At 69.9% G+C, this 17534-nt stretch carries 12 protein-coding genes; 4 read left to right on the top strand and 8 right to left on the bottom strand.

Features of this window, described 5'->3' with window-relative positions:
* The first annotated feature begins 307 nt into the window (after window positions 1-307).
* Complete coding sequence (locus FOH10_RS31245) at window positions 308-1120, top strand: RDD family protein (protein WP_143983356.1); 813 nt, start codon at window positions 308-310, stop codon at window positions 1118-1120.
* Between the two features lie 47 nt (window positions 1121-1167).
* Here FOH10_RS31245 and FOH10_RS31240 read toward each other — a convergent pair whose 3' ends face one another.
* From FOH10_RS31240 to FOH10_RS31215, 6 genes are all read right to left on the bottom strand, one after another.
* Entirely contained in the window at window positions 1168-2034 is an 867-nt protein-coding gene (locus FOH10_RS31240) for an RCC1 domain-containing protein (RefSeq protein WP_143983355.1), read from the bottom strand.
* A gap of 100 nt (window positions 2035-2134) precedes the next feature.
* Window positions 2135-3430 carry a DUF58 domain-containing protein gene (locus FOH10_RS31235; RefSeq protein ID WP_143983354.1) on the bottom strand — a complete coding sequence of 432 codons (1296 nt, stop codon included), beginning with the start codon at window positions 3428-3430 and terminating at the stop codon, window positions 2135-2137.
* A gap of 3 nt (window positions 3431-3433) precedes the next feature.
* The gene (locus FOH10_RS31230) at window positions 3434-4438 is read right to left on the bottom strand and encodes an AAA family ATPase (RefSeq protein WP_052373401.1); all 1005 of its coding nucleotides are present in this window, start codon (window positions 4436-4438) and stop codon (window positions 3434-3436) included.
* Window positions 4414-5592, bottom strand: a complete 1179-nt coding sequence (locus FOH10_RS31225; RefSeq protein ID WP_244961453.1) for a DUF4129 domain-containing protein — start codon at window positions 5590-5592, stop codon at window positions 4414-4416. Before FOH10_RS31225 ends, FOH10_RS31230 begins: the two co-directional genes overlap by 25 nt.
* Window positions 5589-6479, bottom strand: a complete 891-nt coding sequence (locus FOH10_RS31220; RefSeq protein WP_143983353.1) for a hypothetical protein — start codon at window positions 6477-6479, stop codon at window positions 5589-5591. The genes FOH10_RS31225 and FOH10_RS31220 overlap by 4 nt, the downstream gene beginning before the upstream one ends.
* 274 nt (window positions 6480-6753) lie before the next feature.
* Window positions 6754-7302 carry a TetR/AcrR family transcriptional regulator gene (locus FOH10_RS31215; protein ID WP_143983352.1) on the bottom strand — a complete coding sequence of 183 codons (549 nt, stop codon included), beginning with the start codon at window positions 7300-7302 and terminating at the stop codon, window positions 6754-6756.
* Between the two features lie 73 nt (window positions 7303-7375).
* Between FOH10_RS31215 and FOH10_RS31210 the strand changes: the two genes are divergently transcribed.
* Complete coding sequence (locus FOH10_RS31210; protein WP_143983351.1) at window positions 7376-8977, top strand: MFS transporter; 1602 nt, start codon at window positions 7376-7378, stop codon at window positions 8975-8977.
* 142 nt (window positions 8978-9119) lie between these two features.
* Here the strand turns inward: FOH10_RS31210 and FOH10_RS31205 are convergent, their stop codons facing one another.
* A complete protein-coding gene (locus FOH10_RS31205) occupies window positions 9120-9434 on the bottom strand; it encodes a hypothetical protein (protein WP_143983350.1) in 315 nt (104 codons plus the stop codon).
* A 238-nt stretch (window positions 9435-9672) separates the two neighbouring features.
* On the opposite strand from FOH10_RS31205, the gene FOH10_RS31200 reads away from it, so the two are divergent.
* Window positions 9673-10014 carry an excalibur calcium-binding domain-containing protein gene (locus FOH10_RS31200; RefSeq protein WP_143984428.1) on the top strand — a complete coding sequence of 114 codons (342 nt, stop codon included), beginning with the start codon at window positions 9673-9675 and terminating at the stop codon, window positions 10012-10014.
* Window positions 10015-10047: 33 nt separating this feature from the next.
* On the opposite strand, the gene FOH10_RS31195 is transcribed toward FOH10_RS31200, so the two are convergent.
* A complete protein-coding gene (locus FOH10_RS31195; protein WP_143983349.1) occupies window positions 10048-12000 on the bottom strand; it encodes a DUF4407 domain-containing protein in 1953 nt (650 codons plus the stop codon).
* A gap of 886 nt (window positions 12001-12886) precedes the next feature.
* Between FOH10_RS31195 and gltB the strand changes: the two genes are divergently transcribed.
* A complete protein-coding gene (gene gltB / locus FOH10_RS31190) occupies window positions 12887-17533 on the top strand; it encodes a glutamate synthase large subunit (protein ID WP_143983348.1) in 4647 nt (1548 codons plus the stop codon).
* The last annotated feature ends 1 nt before the right edge of the window (window position 17534 follow it).

The following is a 17534-nucleotide window of genomic DNA, read 5'->3' as shown; positions in this document are numbered from 1 at the left end:
GGAGCCGATTTCGGTTCTGCGCACAAGGCCGGGTACCTCGCCAGGCATATCCGAGACCGACTCGGCAGGGCTGAGTGCCCCCGCCCACTCTCAACACCTGGGGCCTCAACGACTGATCTCACGGTGTCGGCGACATGGCCGATGAATACTCACGTCGACGTGTTGGGGCAGGCGCTGCGGCAGCGTCCATCAGGGCTGAACGCGCACCGGGGGAACGGTGTACTCGCCCAGCGGACCGGGCGCGGTGGCGTGACACGGCGCGCGCGTGTTGCCTCGCCGCGTGTGCGTGGGAAGAATGCGAGTCACCATGGCCCTATTCACCACCGGCGAGGCTGTCGCCGTCGAACTGCCGGTCGCGCGGCTGCCCGCGCGGGCGGTGGCGTTTCTGATCGACCTGGTGGTGCAGTTGGTGGGTGGGCTGCTGCTGATCTTCGTGGCGGAGATGGCGTTGGCCGGGCTGAACGCGGATTCGGCGTGGGAGGACGCGGCGCTCATCGTGATCGTCGTGGGGGTGCTCATCGGGTATCCGGTGGCGTGCGAGACGTTGACGCGCGGGCGGACCGTGGGCAAGTTGGCGCTCGGGCTGCGGGTGGTGCGGGCCGATGGTGGGCCCGTCGATTTTCGGCATGCGCTCACCCGGGGGCTGGGCGGCATCGTGGACTTCTGGATTCTCGGTACCGGGCTGATCGCGATTCTGGTGTCGCTGTGTTCGCCGCAGGCGCGGCGGGTGGGTGACATTCTGGCGGGCACGGTGGTCGTGCACGGGCAGACCCGGATTCCCTATGTGGGACTCGCGGTGCCGCCGCCCTGGCTGCTGGCCTGGTCGCGGCAGCTCGACGTGTCCGGGCTGTCCGACGAATCGGCTCGTGCGGTGCGCCAGTACCTGCTGCGCTTTCCCGGCCTGACCCCGCCGGCGCAACAGCAGCTCGGCACGGCGCTGTTGCACGCGGTCTGTGCGGAGCTGGCCATGCCCGTGCCCGTGGGCCATCCGCCCATGCACATCCTGGGTGCCATCCTGGCCGAACGTCAGCGCCGGGCACTGCCCGTGCCGCCCGCCGCACCGGCTGTGCCGTTCCAGCCGGAAACGCAGTGGTCGCGGCCGGTCGCGACGCACGTCTGAGATCCGACGACAGCTGACAGCGGGCGGCTACCTCGCCGACCGAACCATCAGATCCGGAGTCGCCACCCCGACGTATCGCATTGACCGCTGTCATTGTCGCCCACTGCGAGAATGGTTCCGTCGCCGCGCAGCCCGAGGGTGTGCGTGGACCCGGCGGCGACCGCTATGACATCGCGCCAGGACTCCACATCGCACTGCCCGTGGCTGTTGTCTCCGGCGGCGAAGACCCGGCCGCGGGTGTCGACCGCGACGATGTGATAGCTGCCCGCGGAGACTCCGACCACGTCGTGCCAGCCGGATGCCTGCGTGACGCCATGCGACGCGGCCCCCGCCGCGAGCACCCGCCCGTCCACGGTGACGGCCACGGTGTGCAGATAGCCCGCCGCGACGGCACGCACGTCGCGCCAGTCGGCGACCTCGCACTGCCGCCGTCGGTTGTTACCCACCGCCGTGACCGTGCCGTCCGCGCGCAGGCCCACCGAATGCCAATCCCCGGCGGCCACGGCGACGATCTCACGCCAGGCGTCGACGTCGCACGCCCCCTCCGTTCCCCTTCCCGCCGCCCGGACCGTGCCGTCCGCGAGAACCGCCAGGGTGCGTCGCCAACCGGCGGCGATGCCGACCACACCGGTCCAGGCGTCGACGTCGCACTGGCCGTCCCCGTTCCAGCCGACCGCGACCACGGTGCCGTCAGCGCGCAGGCCCACGGTGTGCGACCGGCCCGTGTTCGAGAAGGTGTGCACGTTTCCAGCGGCCACGGCCACGATGTCGCGCCAGGTATCGGTGCGGCACTCCGGTGCCCGGGGCCGTCCCGCCGTCGAAACCGATCCATCCGTGCGGACACCGGCCGAATGGCGACGCCCGGCGGCGATCACCGATCGACCGCGTGACGCGGCCGCTGCACTATTCGACATACCTTGTCATCGTATCTGTGAAGAGACGGTTGAAGGTTTACCTCGGATTGAGCGGGATCATGCGGGCCAAACCCTCAAAGAGGTAACCAAGCAACCGAACTCAGAGCGCGCCGGTTTGCTTCAGCTCCAGATACTCGTTCGCCAATGCCTCCGGCAGCTGCTCCGGCGGTGCGGCGATCACGCGAACGCCCATGCGCTGCAAGCTTTCCCGGGTCAGGGTGTGCTCGATGACCAGGCTCTCCGCGGCGGCGGCCGTGTACAGGTCGTCGACGGTGGCGCGGCGGGTGGCGGCGGCCGCGACCTCGGGATCGGTGACCGCGACGATCAGCACCCGGTGGCGGCGGGTGAGCACCGGCAGCACGGGCAGCAGCCGCTCCTGCACCACGGCGGCGTCCAGGTGGGTGAACCACACCACCAGGCTGCGGCGGCGGGCGCGTTGCAGGGTCGCGTTCAGCAGCGCCTGATAGTCGGTGTCCACCAGGCGCGGCGCGACCGCGGCCAGGGCGTGCATGAGCTTGAACTGCAACCGCTTTCCGCCGACCCCGCGCACCTCGGTGCGCAACTCCCGGTCGAAGGCCAGCAGATCCACCGTATCGCCACCGGCGGCGGCCAGCCCGGCGAGTAGCAGCGCCGCCTCCACCATGGCGTCCAGGCGGGTGCCGTCGCCGACGCGGCCCGCGCTGATCCGCCCGGTGTCGAGCAGCATCACCACATGCCGGTTGCGTTCCGGCCGCCAGGTGCGCACCAGCACGTCGTCGGCGCGGGCGGTGGCGCGCCAGTCGATGGTGCGCACGTCGTCGCCGACCACATACTCGCGGAAAGAATCGAATTCCGTGCCCTGGCCGCGAATGGTGGCCGTATTGCGCCCTTCCATCTGCTGCAGGCGGCGAATCTTCGCTCCCAGCAGTCGTTCCGACCGGAACGGCGGCAGCGCGCGCAGCCGGGCGGGCACCGCCCGGCGGGTCTGGCGTCCCGCCATGCCGAGCGGGCCGAGCAGCCGGATCGTCACCGGTCCCGCGATGCGGTCACCGCGATAGTCCGGGGTGAGTTCGGTGTGGAACCGAACCCGGGTATTGGCGGGCAGACGCAGTTCGTGCGTGCGGTGTTCGGCGTGCGCGCTGTCGGGCCAGTCGTCCCAGACGACGCCGCGCAACGTGCGCGAACCCTTGTTCAGCACCACCAGTTCCACCTCGGCCGCGCGTCCGGTGCGCACCGTGGTGACCGGTTCCCGGGTCAGCTCGAGGTCGTCGGCGGAGCCGAGCAGCACCAGGTCCACGATCACCAGCACCGCCAGTGCCGCCGTCGCCACCAGCACCCCGAGCCAGGACGGCAGCACCAGGGTGACGAACAGCGCCGCGGCCGCCGCGGCGAGGGCCAACCGGCCGGTCACGACCATCGGCTACACCGGAACGGGAACGGACATGAGCAGTGAGCTCAGCACGCCCTCGGCCGTCACACCCGCCACCTCGTGCTCGGGCCGCAGCTGCAACCGGTGCCGGAGCACCGGCAGCGCAATGGCTTTCACATCATCGGGGGTCACGTAGCCGCGCCCGTTGAGCCAGGCGAAGGCGCGCGCCGCCGCCATCAGCGCGGTCGCGCCGCGCGTGGACGCACCGTGCGCGACGGCGGGGGAGGTGCGGGTGGCCCGGCACAGGTCCACGATGTAGGCCAGCACCTCCGGGCTCAGGGTGACCTGCGCGATCGCCCGGCGGGCGGCCTCGATATGGGCGGGACCGGCCACCGGCCGCAGCCCCGCGCCCGCCAGATCACGCGGGTCGAACCCGGCGGCATGCCGTTGCAGAATCCGGAACTCGTCGTCGCGGCCCGGCAACTGCACATCGACCTTGAACAGGAACCGGTCCAGCTGCGCCTCCGGCAGCGGATAGGTGCCCTCCTGCTCGATGGGGTTCTGGGTGGCGATCACCACGAACGGCTCCGGCAGCGGCTGCGGTACACCGTCCACCGAAACCTGGCGCTCCTCCATGGATTCCAGCAGCGCCGACTGCGTTTTCGGTGGGGTGCGGTTGATTTCGTCGGCGAGCAGCAGATTGGTGAACACCGGGCCGCGTCGGAAGGTGAACTCGGCCGAATGCGGATCGTAGATCTGCGAACCGGTGACATCACCGGGCATCAGGTCCGGAGTGAACTGCACGCGCGTGTGCTCCAACTCCAGCGCGGTGGCCAGCGAGCGCACCAGCAGTGTCTTCGCCACGCCCGGAACGCCTTCGAGCAGTACGTGGCCGCGGCACAGCAGCGCCAGCACCAGGTACATGACCGCATTGTCATTGCCGACGACGGCCTTGCCGATCTCCGCGCGCAGGGCCAGCAGGGCCTGCTGCGCGTCCTCGGCGGTAGGGGTGTGGGTGGTGTCCACTGTGGTCACAGGACCTCCGCTTCGATCCATTCGAGTTGGGCGGCGACGAGTTCGAGGGTGCCCCGGTCCGGGACCGGGTCGTACAGGGCGGCGGTGACGAGTGCCGGTGCGGCCCCGCTGCGCGCGGTCACCGCGGCCAGCACCCGATCGGGCGTGCTGTCGGCGGTGAGGCCGAGCACCGGGCGCAGCCGCCGCAGTGACGCCGAGCGCAGCCGGGCGGCCACATGCTCGAAGTCGCGGGAGCGGCGGTACAGCCCGGCCTGTCCGGCGAGCAGTTCGTGGGCGGGCACCTGCACCGGGAGCGGATCGGGCACCACGCTGCCGCGGCGGCGCGCCCGCCACCACAGCACGATCACCCAGGCGATGGCCCATTGCAGTCCACCGAAGGCGACCCAGCCGGGAAGCCGCTCGAACAGCGAGTCCTGCCCCTCCCCGAACTCCGGTCCGTCGATATCGGGTGGTTGCGGCGGCGGCCCGTCCGGTGCGGTCGGCCGTGGTACCGAGGGGGCGCTGAGGGCGTTCACCAGCCCGAAGATCAGCAGCGCCACCGCGAGCACACCGAGGATCACGGCCCAGAACCGCCAGTCGCGCAACAGTTCCGGGGTGTCCACCGATCGCCGGGAGCGGGCGGTCCTCTTGCGCGGCTTGCGGCGGCGTTCGCTGATCTCGTCCGGCTCCGCGCCCGGCGGCGGCGCGGTGGAGTAGCGGTCGGCCTGCTCCAGGCGGCGATACTCGAATTCGGTGGCGGGGCGACCGCCGTACACGATCTCGTCGAAACTGCGCGCCGCCGAGGGCAGTTCGGTGGGATCGGTGACCTCGCCGCGTTCGCCGAGCGCCGTGGTGGCGGCGTGCGCGGTCTCGTCGGCGGTGCGGGCGCGGCTGACCTCGAGCACCCCGTGCTGCTCCAGTCCGCGGGTGACCGCCCGGAACCGCTCCCGCTGCGCGGTGGCGAAATCCTGTCTGCGCGCCGCCTCCTCGGCGGCAGCCAGATGTACGTCCGCCGCGCCCAATGTCGGAATGGGTGGGGCGCTGGGCATCTCGACCGGATGCCACGTGCCCGTGCCACCGCCCGAGGAGGGGGCATCGGTGCTGTCGCCCGGACGCCTCGTGCTCGGCGCACCCGGCGGATTACGCGGCGGTTCCGGCCTACCCGCGTCGTCGCGTTCTCCACCCGCGCCGGTCATGACGGTGCTCCATTTCCCGTGGCGGTCGCGTGTCGCGGAATGCGGATGTCCCAGCCCTCGCGGCGGCAGCGGCGGTCCACGTAAACGACCGTCTGCGTGGCGGATTCGATGGTGTCGGCGAAGGCGGTCCAGAGCATGACCACGCTGATGATCAGGGCGATGACCGCCGGACGGTGGGTGCCGGTGAACTCGGCGACCAGTTCCAGGGCGAGCAGCATCGGCAGCAGCAGCACCGGCAGCAGCGTGCGCAGCGCCATCCACACGCCGACCAACTGCCATTCCGTGCCCTGCGCCAGGGTTTTCGCGCGCTGCGCGGCGACCGCTGCGGTGTTGGATTCCCCGACGATCACCGGTGTGGTGGTGTACTGCCGCGCCCGCAGCCAGCCCAGCCAGATCACCGCGAACGGCAGCGTGATGACCAGCGGCACGCCCAGCGCCAGCACGCCGACTCCGATCAGCGTGTATTTGAGCTGGAACAGCGCCAGCGCGGGCAGATGCGGCAGCAGCCGCCGCAGCGCGCTCCGCCAGCCCGGCGGCTGCCGGTACACCTCGGCGACCGCGACGACGGTGGTCACCCCGCGCACATAGAGCCGCAGGAACCAGAGGCACACCAGGGTGATGAGCACCGCGCCGACCGCGACGGCGGCATCGGAGTCACCGGCCAGCGCGATCACCACGAGGGTGCAGCCGATCGCGACCGCCGCGCTCACTGCCGCACCGGCCCCACACAGGGCCGCCAACAGCTTGATTCGGTGCTGCACCAGCTCGAACGGCAGGTCCATCAGTTCCCGGAACCGCAGCGGCCGGATCGGCACCGGCGCGGGTTCGGGCTGGGGTTCCGTCGCCGATCCGGTCGTCGGACCGGCGTGGTCGGCGGCTGGCAACACGCGCCGAGTCTATCGGTCCGGCGGCTTTCGGTCGCGACTCGACGCTTTCGGCGGGTGGCGGGCGATTCCCAGTAGGAACTCGTTCGTTGCCGACTGGCGCGGGCGACCGCCGTCGCGCCTCCGGGTACTGCCGGGCCGGTGCCGTGAAGCCGGACGACGAACGCCGGCGCGATGGTGCGCTCCACACGCACGGCTGCCTTTCGGTACAGCGTGCGGTGCGGCGTCCCAGACCGCGGTGGGCTGCCGTTCCGGCGTGGTTCTCGCGACTTCGCTCCTACGCGTCGAGTAGGCGGGCGACGACCCGGCGGTACAGCTCCGGTTCGACGGGCGGCAGGCCGAGCAGGGCGCGCAGGTAGACACCGTCGCCGACCAGGCTGACGATCTCCGCGCGCACCGGATCGTGGATCTCGTTGTCCAGGCCGGTCTTCCAGTTATTCATCACCTCGGTGAGGGCGCGGTCGACCTCGTCCACATCGGTGTCGTGCGGGCCGTCGACGGTGCGCATGGTGGCCAGCATGGAGCGGTACAGGGCCAATTCGAGGGCGTCGGACTCGTTGTCGGGATGCGGGGTTTGCAAATACCACTCGGCTACCGACCGGCCCTGTGACACGGCGGATTCGAGCTGCTGGTCGGCGCGTTCGCCGAGGCGGCGGACCAGCCCGGCCAGCAGGGCGTCCTTGGACTTGAAGTGGTAGAGCAGCCCGCCCTTGGAGACGCCGGCCGCGGCGGCCACGTTCTCCAGGGTCACCTGAGACATGCCCTTGTCGAGCAGCAGGGTTTCGAGGGCGTCGAGGATGCGGTCGCGCGTCGCTGTCACGGGCATCACTGTACCGTCTGGACGGTTGGTCTGATACTGTACCGTCTGGACGGTTCAAACTCGGAAAGCAGCGAAGGATATGACCACCCACAGCAACGCCCGGCCCACACCCGGAACCGCGGCGCTTCCCGACACCGCGGCCGACCGCCGCGCCGTCGACACCCCCCTCCCGGACGGTCGACCCCCGCGCGCCACCGCCCGCACCTGGGCCGGGCTGAGCGTGCTCGCCCTGGCCCTGCTGCTGATCTCGGTCGACGCCACCGTGCTCGACCTCGCGGTCCCCGCCATCAGCGGCGATCTCGCCCCGACCACCCCGCAGCTGCTGTGGATCATCGACGTCTACTCCTTCGTGCTGGCCGGTCTGCTGATCACCATGGGCACCCTCGGCGACCGCATCGGCCGCCGGAAACTGCTGCTCATCGGCGCGGTCGGATTCGCACTGGCCTCGGCGCTGGCCGCCTGGTCGATCAGCCCCGAGATGCTCATCGCCGCCCGCGTGCTGCAGGGCGTCGCGGGCGCGACCCTCATGCCCGCCACGCTCGGACTGATCCGCAGCATGTTCGCCGACCCGCGGCAGCGCACGGTCGCCATCGCGGTCTGGGGTGCGATGGCGGGCAGCGGCGCGGCCGTGGGACCGCTGCTGGGCGGCTGGCTGCTCGAGCACTACTGGTGGGGTTCGGTATTCCTGGTGAACCTGCCGGTCATGGCGCTGCTCGTGGTGCTGGCCCCGGTGCTGGTGTCGGAATCGCGGGACCCGAATCCGGGCCGCTTCGACCTGCTCAGCGCCGGGCTGTCCATGCTGGCGCTGATCCCGATCGTGTACGCGGTCAAGGAGATCGCGGCGCACGGCGTGAGTTCGGTGGCGCTGGTCGCGGCGGTGGTCGGCGTGCTGGCGGGTGCGGTCTTCCTGCGTCGTCAGCGCCGCCTCACCGCACCGCTCATCGACCTGGATCTGTTCGCGCTGCCGCCCTTCCGCGCGGCGGTGCTGACCAATCTGCTGTCAGTGTTCGCGCTGGCCGGTGTGCTGTTCTTCGGGTCGCAGTACTTGCAGTTGGTGCTGGGCCTGGCACCGCTGCAAGCGGGTCTGCTGCTGATTCCCGGCACCATCGGCAGTATGGCCGGTTCGCTGGGCGCGGCCTGGCTGGTGCGCCGCTGGCGTCCGGTATCGGTGCTGGTCGCCTCGTTGCTGGTGGCGGCCGCGGGCGCGCTGCTGTTCTGGCTGCTGCGCGCCGATCCGTCGGCCTCGGTGCTGCCGTTCGTGCTCGGCTTCCTGCTGATCGGTCTGGGAGCCGGTGTGGCGCTGACGGTTTCGGCCGACATGATCATCAGCTCCGCACCCGCCGAGCGGGCGGGCAATGCCGCCGCGATTTCCGAGACCGCCCTGGAAGGTGGTGTGGCCCTGGGCGTCGCGATCCTCGGCAGTGTGGTGATGGCGGCCTTCCGCCACGGCTTGGACCTGACCACGGTGCCGTCCGCCCACGTGGACGCGGCTCGCGAATCCCTCGGCGGCGCCGTCGAAACCGCCCGTCACCTACCCGGTGCGGCGGCCGCCACCCTGGTCGACTCGGCCCACGCGGCCTTCGTCACGGGCATCCACCTGGCGGCCACCGGCACCACGGCGATCCTGCTGCTGGCAGCGGTCATCGTCCACCGAGCCGCAGGTGCGCGGCACGACCGCTAGCCGCGGGTGTAGGCGACCGCCAGCCGCGGGTGTACGCGACCGCTGGCTGCGGGTGTAGTCGAGTCCTGCGAGGCATGGCTCCTGCGGGGCGTGGCCACATCGGCCGCGCCCCGCGTTCACTGCTGCTCGGGGCCGCGCCCGCTCACTGCTGTTCGGCGGTCGGCGGCAGCACCGGCGGGCTGAACAATTCCTCGAGTGGGGTCGGACCGGTATAGCGGCGGCAGGCGCACCGGGCCCACTCCCGCATGCCGCCGCCGTACCCGACCTTGCGCATGTACTCGGCATGGCACTGCCCGGCCTCCCGATCGTGCAGCGCCAGGTCGTGACCGCAGCCGCAGACCGCCCGCTCGGCGGGTGCGTGGGAAGCCGGTTTGCGGGCCGCGCGGTGCCCGAAACGGCCCATGATCCAGCCGGCGCCGAGCAATCCGGCACCGATCACGAGACTGATCGGATCCATGCCGTAAGTGTACGTACTTATATACGTATATGGGCCGGTTGACCGGCTGATCTTTGGCACGGAATGTCGGCGGTTGTGTCAGAACCGTCGGCTTCCGGCGGGCTAGCGTTTTCTCGCGGTTCGCTTTGGTCGGGGGCGCGCTGCCCGAGGGCGTGGGCACTCCACGCTTCCCGGCACAGTTTGGACGCAGGGGACACGGTCTCAGCTGCGCGTATCAGTCAGGAATATCAGCGTGAACATCTCGATTACCCGGTGGCGCGGACGCACGGGCGCGGTTGCGGCCGGACTGCTCACCACCGCAGCACTTACCCTCGGCGCACCGATCGCGTCGGCCGATCCGATCACCGATCTGCTCTGCAATGCCGGATCGTCCCAGTTCTGTCCCGCTCCGCAGGCCCCCGCGCCCGCTCCGCAGGCCCAGCCGGAGCAGCCCGCTCCGGAGCCGCAGGCACCGTCGACCTACTACCGGAACTGCGACGAGGTCCGTCGCGCGGGCCAGGCCCCGCTGCACCGGGGCGACCCGGGCTACGCCCCGCATCTCGACCGTGACAATGACGGAATCGCCTGCGAGCGAGCCTGATCCACCAGGCATGCGGCGGACCGCCGCTGCGGTCTACTCGTTCTTGCCGGGCGGCAGTTCGCGCGGCCCGCGGTATTCGAGGGCCGGGTGCTGCCGAGCGCTCAGCTCGGTCTGCTGGGGTGCGGGCGGGAGGCCGTAGCCGTGGGCGGCCTGCCCGCCCGGCAGGGCGGTGTAGCCGGGGGCGTAGCCCGGGTACTGGGCGTACGGCTGGTCGACCACGGTCGAGGCGACGTGGTGGGCGTACTGCTGCTGGGCTCCCGGGGGGAGCTGGTAGCCAGGCTGTTGGAGCTGGTAGCCGGGCTGCTGCGGCTGGGCGGAGTCCTCGGAGTCGACGGTCACCTTGCGGGTGCGGCGCAGGGTGAAGGTGATCTCCTCGGCCTCTTCGAACGCCTGGCGGACGGTGCGCAGCGGGTGGGTCGCGGTATCGATGGCATTGGCGACGAAGGAGGGCACCAGCGGGCGGATCCAGCGCGCGGCCGTATCGGTGAAGGGCACCGTGCCGATGATCGGAAGCTCCAGGCCGCCACCGGGTTTCGCCTGCTCCGGGCGCGGCGCGGCACCGGCCGGGGCGAGTGCGCCGCCCGCGGCGGCCGGGGCCACGGCTCCCGGCGCGATCTGGGCGGGCAGGTTCGACGGTGTCACGATCCCCTCCTGAGACACGGAGCTGTCCTTTCGGTCTCCGGCCGTGGCGGCCGGTAGTTCGTGCGCCGGCGCGTCGTCCAGCGCGGCGCGGTCGAATTCGTTCACCGCGCGGCGGCCGGATTCGGTGATGCCGATCTCCAGCCCGCCGATGGCGGCGATGATGCGTTTGCGCTGCTGTTCCCGGTTGATGGCGGTATCGGCGTGCGCGGTCAGCCGGGCGGCGGTGATCGCCTGTTCGGCGTGCAGTTTCTCGATCTCGACCCGGGTCTGCGCGCGTCCCACCGCGATGGCGGTTTCGGCCTCCTGCGCGGCGCGGTCGGTGTCGGCGCGGAAGGCGACCCGCCGGTCGAACGAGGTCTCCCCGCGCCACCAGCGCAGCAGCAGCGGCAGCAGGGCCAGCAGCACCATGAGCACGATGGTGGCGAGGCGCAGTGTCAGCGCGCCGCCGTGCGCCGTGGTGTGGTCGTTCATGGCGACCCACCGCGCGCCCAGTCCGCGGTCGCCGTCGGTGTAGGCGGCGTCCCGCGCGTCGGCGAGGGCCCGCTCCCTGTCGGAGACCCGGGCGTCGAGTCCGGCGATTCGCTCCTCGGCGGCGGTGAGCCGGGCGCGTGCGTCGTCGAGCATCTCGTTGGCGGTGCGCTCCTCGGGGCCGCGCCCGGGTACGCCGGTGATGCGGTTGCTCGGGCACTCCGGACCGGGGTTGTATTCGCAGCGCGCGATCACCAGCGCGGCGTCGATATCGGTTTTGGCCTGGGCGATCTGCTGGTCGAGCGCGGTGCGGTCGGTGCGGGCGCGATCGAGTTCGTCGCGGGCGGTGACGACGGTCGCGACGGATTCGGTTTCGGCCCGTGCCCGGTCGTCGAGCAGCCGGTCCACGGTGCCGCCGAACAGTGCGGTGCTCGCCAGTTCGGCCACCATCACGCCCGCCAGCACCGCCACGGCGACACGCCCGGCGAATTCGGCTCGGCTACGGCGTGTTTCACCCCGGGCGGGTGCCGGAATTGTCGCCATCGCCCGCCCGACGGCTCCGGCCAACAGGGTGGCGAACAGCGCGATGAGGACGATGCCGACGATCGGCCAGCCGGCGGCCCCGGTGGCGAGGGCGGTGACCGCACCGGCGACACCCGCGAACAGCGCCACCACCGCGCCGGTGAGCGTGTAACCGGACAGTTCGTGCCGGTCGGTCAGGCGGCTGTCGCCGCCGCCCAGCCAGGTCAGCAGCGTGCGGACCCCGGCGGCGGGATCGGACGGCCCGGGTGAGCGCCGCGCGGGCGGTGTGGAGGATGGCGTGCTGCCGCCCTCATCGGCGGGAACGTGCGGCTCAGGGACGTGTGGGGCGGTCATGGGATCTCACATCCTCTAAGTCCCAGGGTGTTTCGGCCGTGCGAAACTATCGCTTATTCGTTATCTCAGCGTGACAGGCCGAGCCGGGTTCCACCGAGTGTGCCGACGGGGATGTGTTCAGGCTCACACCGGCGAGTTTCCGGCGCGTTTCGTGCGCTTGGTCACCCCGAACCACCCCGGCAAATGTGAGCTACCGCATATTCAACGTTAGCCAGTCGTGTGCTGAGCTGGGTGAACGGCAAACGATTCCGTACGGTCGGAACATTGCCGCTACCTGTCTCCCAGGCGCTCTCGGCGGGGTGGTGAGGTGTCCGGAAAGTTAGCCACCTTACGTCCGGTTTATCCGAAGTGATTGCGGGGAAATCTGTTTCGATGCAGGTGAGAGGGCATACCGGCGTGTGAGCGGGGCGATCCTCCGCTCGGGCCGGTCACCTGGACAACAGTGGCGAACTCGACTGAAACGATGCCGCTCGGCTGCTTTACACTAGAGAACGCGCAGGTAGTGGAGGATCGATGGAGAAGCCCAGCTAGACACTGTTATTAGTGCAACCTAAGTTGGTTGGGCTCAAGTCCTGACTTATCGTTTGCTCTTACGTCGAACGCGACAAGTTCGGCATATCGCCCTAACAGCCGGGACCAGATCGGTGCCCAGACTAAAGGGCGAAAACGGCGCGGCAGGTAGCCAACACGTAAGCGTTGGGTTACCGCCGAGCACCCGACTAGGAATTCGAAGCGGGTGGACAACTAGAGAGTTGACTGCACGGTATGACCATCAGCGCCGCTGGTCAGGAAGCCGACTGTGACTGCAACGTCCGGGCGCAGTCTGACGGAGGCGTTCGACGAAGGCCGCATTCTTCGAAGGCCTGTTTTTTGTGAAGGCAGAGGCATGACGCAACTTCCTGGCCACAGGTCCCCTGGACCCCGCGGGCTCTATGATCCGGCGAACGAACACGACGCCTGTGGTGTCGCATTCGTCGTCGACATGCACGGCCGTCGCAGCCGCGACATTGTCGACAAGGCAATCACGGCACTGCTGAACCTGGAGCACCGAGGCGCAGCCGGCGCGGAGCCGAACTCCGGCGACGGCGCGGGCATCCTGATCCAGCTCCCGGATCGCTTCTTCCGGGCGATCGTCGACTTCGAGCTGCCCGCCGAGGGCTCGTACGCCACCGGCATCGCCTTCCTCCCACAGGCCCGCCGCGAAGCCGCGCGCGCCGCCTACCGGGTCGAGAAGATCGTCCGCGAGGAGGGCCTCGAGGTCCTCGGCTGGCGTGAGGTGCCGATCGACGAATCGTCGCTGGGCGCGCTGGCCCGCGACGCCATGCCGACCTTCCGGCAGATCTTCATCGCCTCGCCCAAGGGCGGCGCCGAGCAGCTCTCCGGCATGGACCTGGAGCGCCGCGCCTACGTCGTCCGCAAGCGCATCGAGCACGAACTCGGCAAGGCGGGCGCCGGCGCGGGCCCGGTCGGCAAGGAGTCGGTCTACTTCCCGAGCCTGTCCGGCCAGACCTTCGTCTACAAGGGCATGTTCACCACGCCGCAGCTGCGCGCGTTCTACCTGGACCTCCAGGACGACCGCGTCGAATCCGCGCTCGGCATCGTGCACTCCCGCTTCTCCACCAACACCTTCCCCTCGTGGCCGCTCGCGCACCCCTTCCGCCGGGTCGCGCACAACGGTGAGATCAACACCGTCACCGGCAACGAGAACTGGATGCGCGCCCGTGAGGCGCTGCTGAACTCCGACGTCTTCGGCACCGACGCCGAGGGCAACAACCGCTTGGAGAAGATCTTCCCGGTCTGCACCCCGGGCGCGTCGGACACCGCGCGCTTCGACGAGGTGCTGGAACTGCTGCACCTGGGCGGCCGCAAGCTGCCGCACGCCGTGCTCATGATGATCCCGGAGGCGTGGGAGCGCCACGAGAACATGAGCCCCGCGCAACGCGCGTTCTACCGCTACCACTCGTTCCTCATGGAGCCGTGGGACGGCCCGGCGTCGGTGTGCTTCTCCGACGGCACCGTCATCGGCGCGGTGCTGGACCGTAACGGTCTGCGCCCCTCCCGCATCTGGGTCACCGACGACGGCCTGGTCGTGATGGCCTCCGAGGTCGGCGTGCTCGACATCGACCCCGCCAAGGTGGTCAAGAAGGCGCGCCTGCAGCCGGGCCGCATGTTCCTGGTCGACACCTCGCAGGGCCGCATCATCGGCGACGAGGAGATCAAGGAGGAGCTGGCCGGCGAGCACCCGTACCAGCAGTGGCTGGACGAGGGCCCGACCAAGCTGAGCGATCTGCAGGACCGCCCGCACGTGCACATGTCGCACGACCGCGTGCTCATTCGCCAGCAGATCTTCGGATACACCAACGAAGAGCTGAACCTGCTGCTCGCTCCCATGGCGGAGAAGGGCATGGAGGCGCTCGGCTCCATGGGCACCGACACCCCGATCGCGGTGCTGTCCAACCGGTCGCGACTGCTGTTCGACTACTTCGCGCAGCTGTTCGCGCAGGTCACCAACCCGCCGCTGGACGCCATCCGCGAAGAGGTCGTGACCTCGCTGCGCACGCTGATCGGACCCGAGTCCGATCTGCTGCACCCGGGTCCGGAGTCCTGCCGTCAGATCACCCTGACGCAGCCGATTCTGGACAACGACGAGCTGGCCAAGCTGGTCCACATCAACGACGACGGCTCCCGTCCGGGGCTGCGCTCGGTGGTCGTGCACGGCCTGTACCCGGTCAAGAAGGGCGGCAAGGGGCTGCGCAAGGCCATCGAGGCCGTGCAGCGCCAGGTGTCGACGGCCATCGACGGCGGCGCGCGCATCATCGTGCTGTCCGACCGCGAGTCCAACGAGAAGCTCGCCCCGATCCCGTCGCTGCTGCTGACCGCCGCCGTGCACCACCACCTGGTGCGCGAGCGCACCCGCACCAAGGTCGGCCTGGTCGTGGAGGCCGGTGACGCCCGCGAGGTGCACCACATGGCCATGCTGATCGGCTTCGGCGCGGCGGCCATCAACCCGTACATGGCCTTCGAGTCCATCGAGGACATGCTGGAGCGCGGCGCGCTGTCGCTGGGCACCGGTTCGGTGGAGTCCGATTTCAAGAAGGCCGTCGCCAACTACAACAAGGCGGCCGGCAAGGGCGTGCTGAAGGTGATGTCCAAGATGGGCATCTCCACCGTCGCGTCCTACCGCGGCGCGCAGCTGTTCCAGGTGGTCGGCCTGTCGCAGGCGCTGTGCGACGAGTACTTCGTCGGCCTGAACTCGCCGCTGGACGGCATCGGCCTCGACGACATCGCCGACGAGGTCGCGGCCCGGCACCGGCTGGCGTTCCTGGAGAACCGCAACGAGCGCGCGCACCGCGAGCTCGAGGTCGGCGGTGAGTACCAGTGGCGGCGCGAGGGCGAATACCACCTGTTCAACCCGGACACGGTGTTCAAGCTGCAGCACGCCACCCGCTCGGGGCAGTACTCCATCTTCAAGGAGTACACCAAGATGGTGGACGACCAGACCGAGCGCCTGGCCTCGCTGCGCGGCCTGTTCAAGTTCAAGTCCAAGAGCCGCAACCCGATTCCGATCGACGAGGTCGAGCCCGCCAGCGAGATCGTGAAGCGGTTCTCGACCGGCGCGATGAGCTACGGCTCCATCTCCGCCGAGGCGCACGAGACCCTCGCCGTCGCGATGAACCGGCTCGGCGGCCGCTCCAACTCCGGTGAGGGCGGCGAGCATCCGGCGCGCTTCGAGCCGGAGGAGAACGGCGACTGGCGTCGTTCCGCCATCAAGCAGGTGGCCTCGGGCCGCTTCGGCGTGACCGCGCACTACCTGACCAACTGCACCGACATCCAGATCAAGATGGCGCAGGGCGCGAAGCCCGGCGAGGGCGGCCAGCTGCCCGCGCACAAGGTGTACCCGTGGGTCGCCGAGGTCCGGCACTCCACCCCGGGCGTCGGCCTGATCTCACCGCCGCCGCACCACGACATCTACTCGATCGAGGATCTGGCCCAGCTGATCCACGACCTGAAGAACGCGAACCCGCAGGCGCGGATTCACGTGAAACTTGTCGCGGAGCCGGGCGTCGGCACCGTCGCCGCGGGTGTGTCCAAGGCGCACGCCGACGTGGTGCTGATCTCCGGCCACGACGGTGGCACCGGTGCGTCGCCGCTGACCTCGCTCAAGCACGCGGGCGGCCCCTGGGAGCTCGGCCTGGCCGAGACCCAGCAGACGCTGCTGCTCAACGGTCTGCGCGACCGCATCGTGGTGCAGGTCGACGGTCAGATGAAGACCGGCCGCGATGTCATGATCGCCGCGCTGCTGGGTGCCGAGGAGTACGGTTTCGCGACCGCTCCGCTGGTGGTCTCGGGCTGCATCATGATGCGCGTGTGTCATCTCGACACCTGCCCGGTCGGTGTCGCCACCCAGAACCCGATCCTGCGCGAGCGGTTCACCGGCAAGCCGGAATTCGTCGAGAACTTCTTCATGTTCATCGCCGAAGAGGTGCGCGAGCTGCTGGCGTCGCTGGGCCTGCGCACCCTGGACGAGGCCGTCGGCCGGGTCGACCTGCTCGACACCACCGCGGCCAAGTCGCACTGGAAGGCCAGCAAGCTGGACCTGTCGCCGATCCTGGACGACGTCGAGACGGCGTTCATGTACCAGGACCGCCGCCGGACCAAGGAGCAGGACCACGGCCTGGACAAGGCGCTGGACAACCAGCTCATCACCCAGGCGCGCGACGCACTGGAGCGGGGCAAGCCGGTCAAGTTCGAAACCAAGATCACGAACGTGAACCGGACCGTCGGCACCATGCTCGGCCACGAGGTGACCAAGCTGTACGGCGGCGCGGGCCTGCCCGACGACACCATCGACATCACGTTCACCGGTTCCGCCGGTAACTCCTTCGGCGCGTTCGTCCCGGCCGGTATCACCCTGCGGGTGCTCGGCGATGCCAACGACTATGTGGGCAAGGGCCTTTCGGGTGGACGCATCGTCGTCCGGCCGTCGGCCGACGCGCCCGCCGAGTTCGTGGCGGAGCAGAACATCATCGCGGGCAACGTGATCCTGTTCGGCGCCACCAACGGCCACGCGTTCATCCGCGGTGTGGTCGGCGAGCGCTTCGCGGTCCGCAACTCGGGCGCCACCGCGGTGGTCGAGGGCGTGGGCGACCACGCCTGCGAGTACATGACCGGTGGCCGCGTGGTCATCCTCGGCGAGACCGGCCGCAACTTCGGTGCGGGCATGTCGGGCGGCGTGGCCTACGTCTACAACCCGAACGGCACCTTCGAGGGCAATGTCAACCCCGAGCAGTCCGATGCCATCGAGCCGCTCTCGGGTGAGGACTTCACCTGGCTGCACGACATCGTGGCGCGCCACCGCGACGAGACGGGTTCGGCCGTGGCCGAACGCATTCTGAGCGACTGGTCGCAGCAGGTGAACAACTTCGTGAAGGTCATGCCGCGCGAGTACAAGAAGGTCCTGCTCGCCATCTCCGAGGCCGAGGCGTCGGGGCGGGATGTCGACGAGGCCATCATGGAGGCCGCTCGTGGCTGAC

Source organism: Nocardia otitidiscaviarum, from assembly GCF_007362295.1.
Classification (GTDB): Bacteria; Actinomycetota; Actinomycetes; order Mycobacteriales; family Mycobacteriaceae; genus Nocardia; species Nocardia otitidiscaviarum.
The sequence above is the reverse complement of the archived record's forward strand: the minus strand, read 5'-3'. Positions and strand labels throughout refer to the sequence as shown.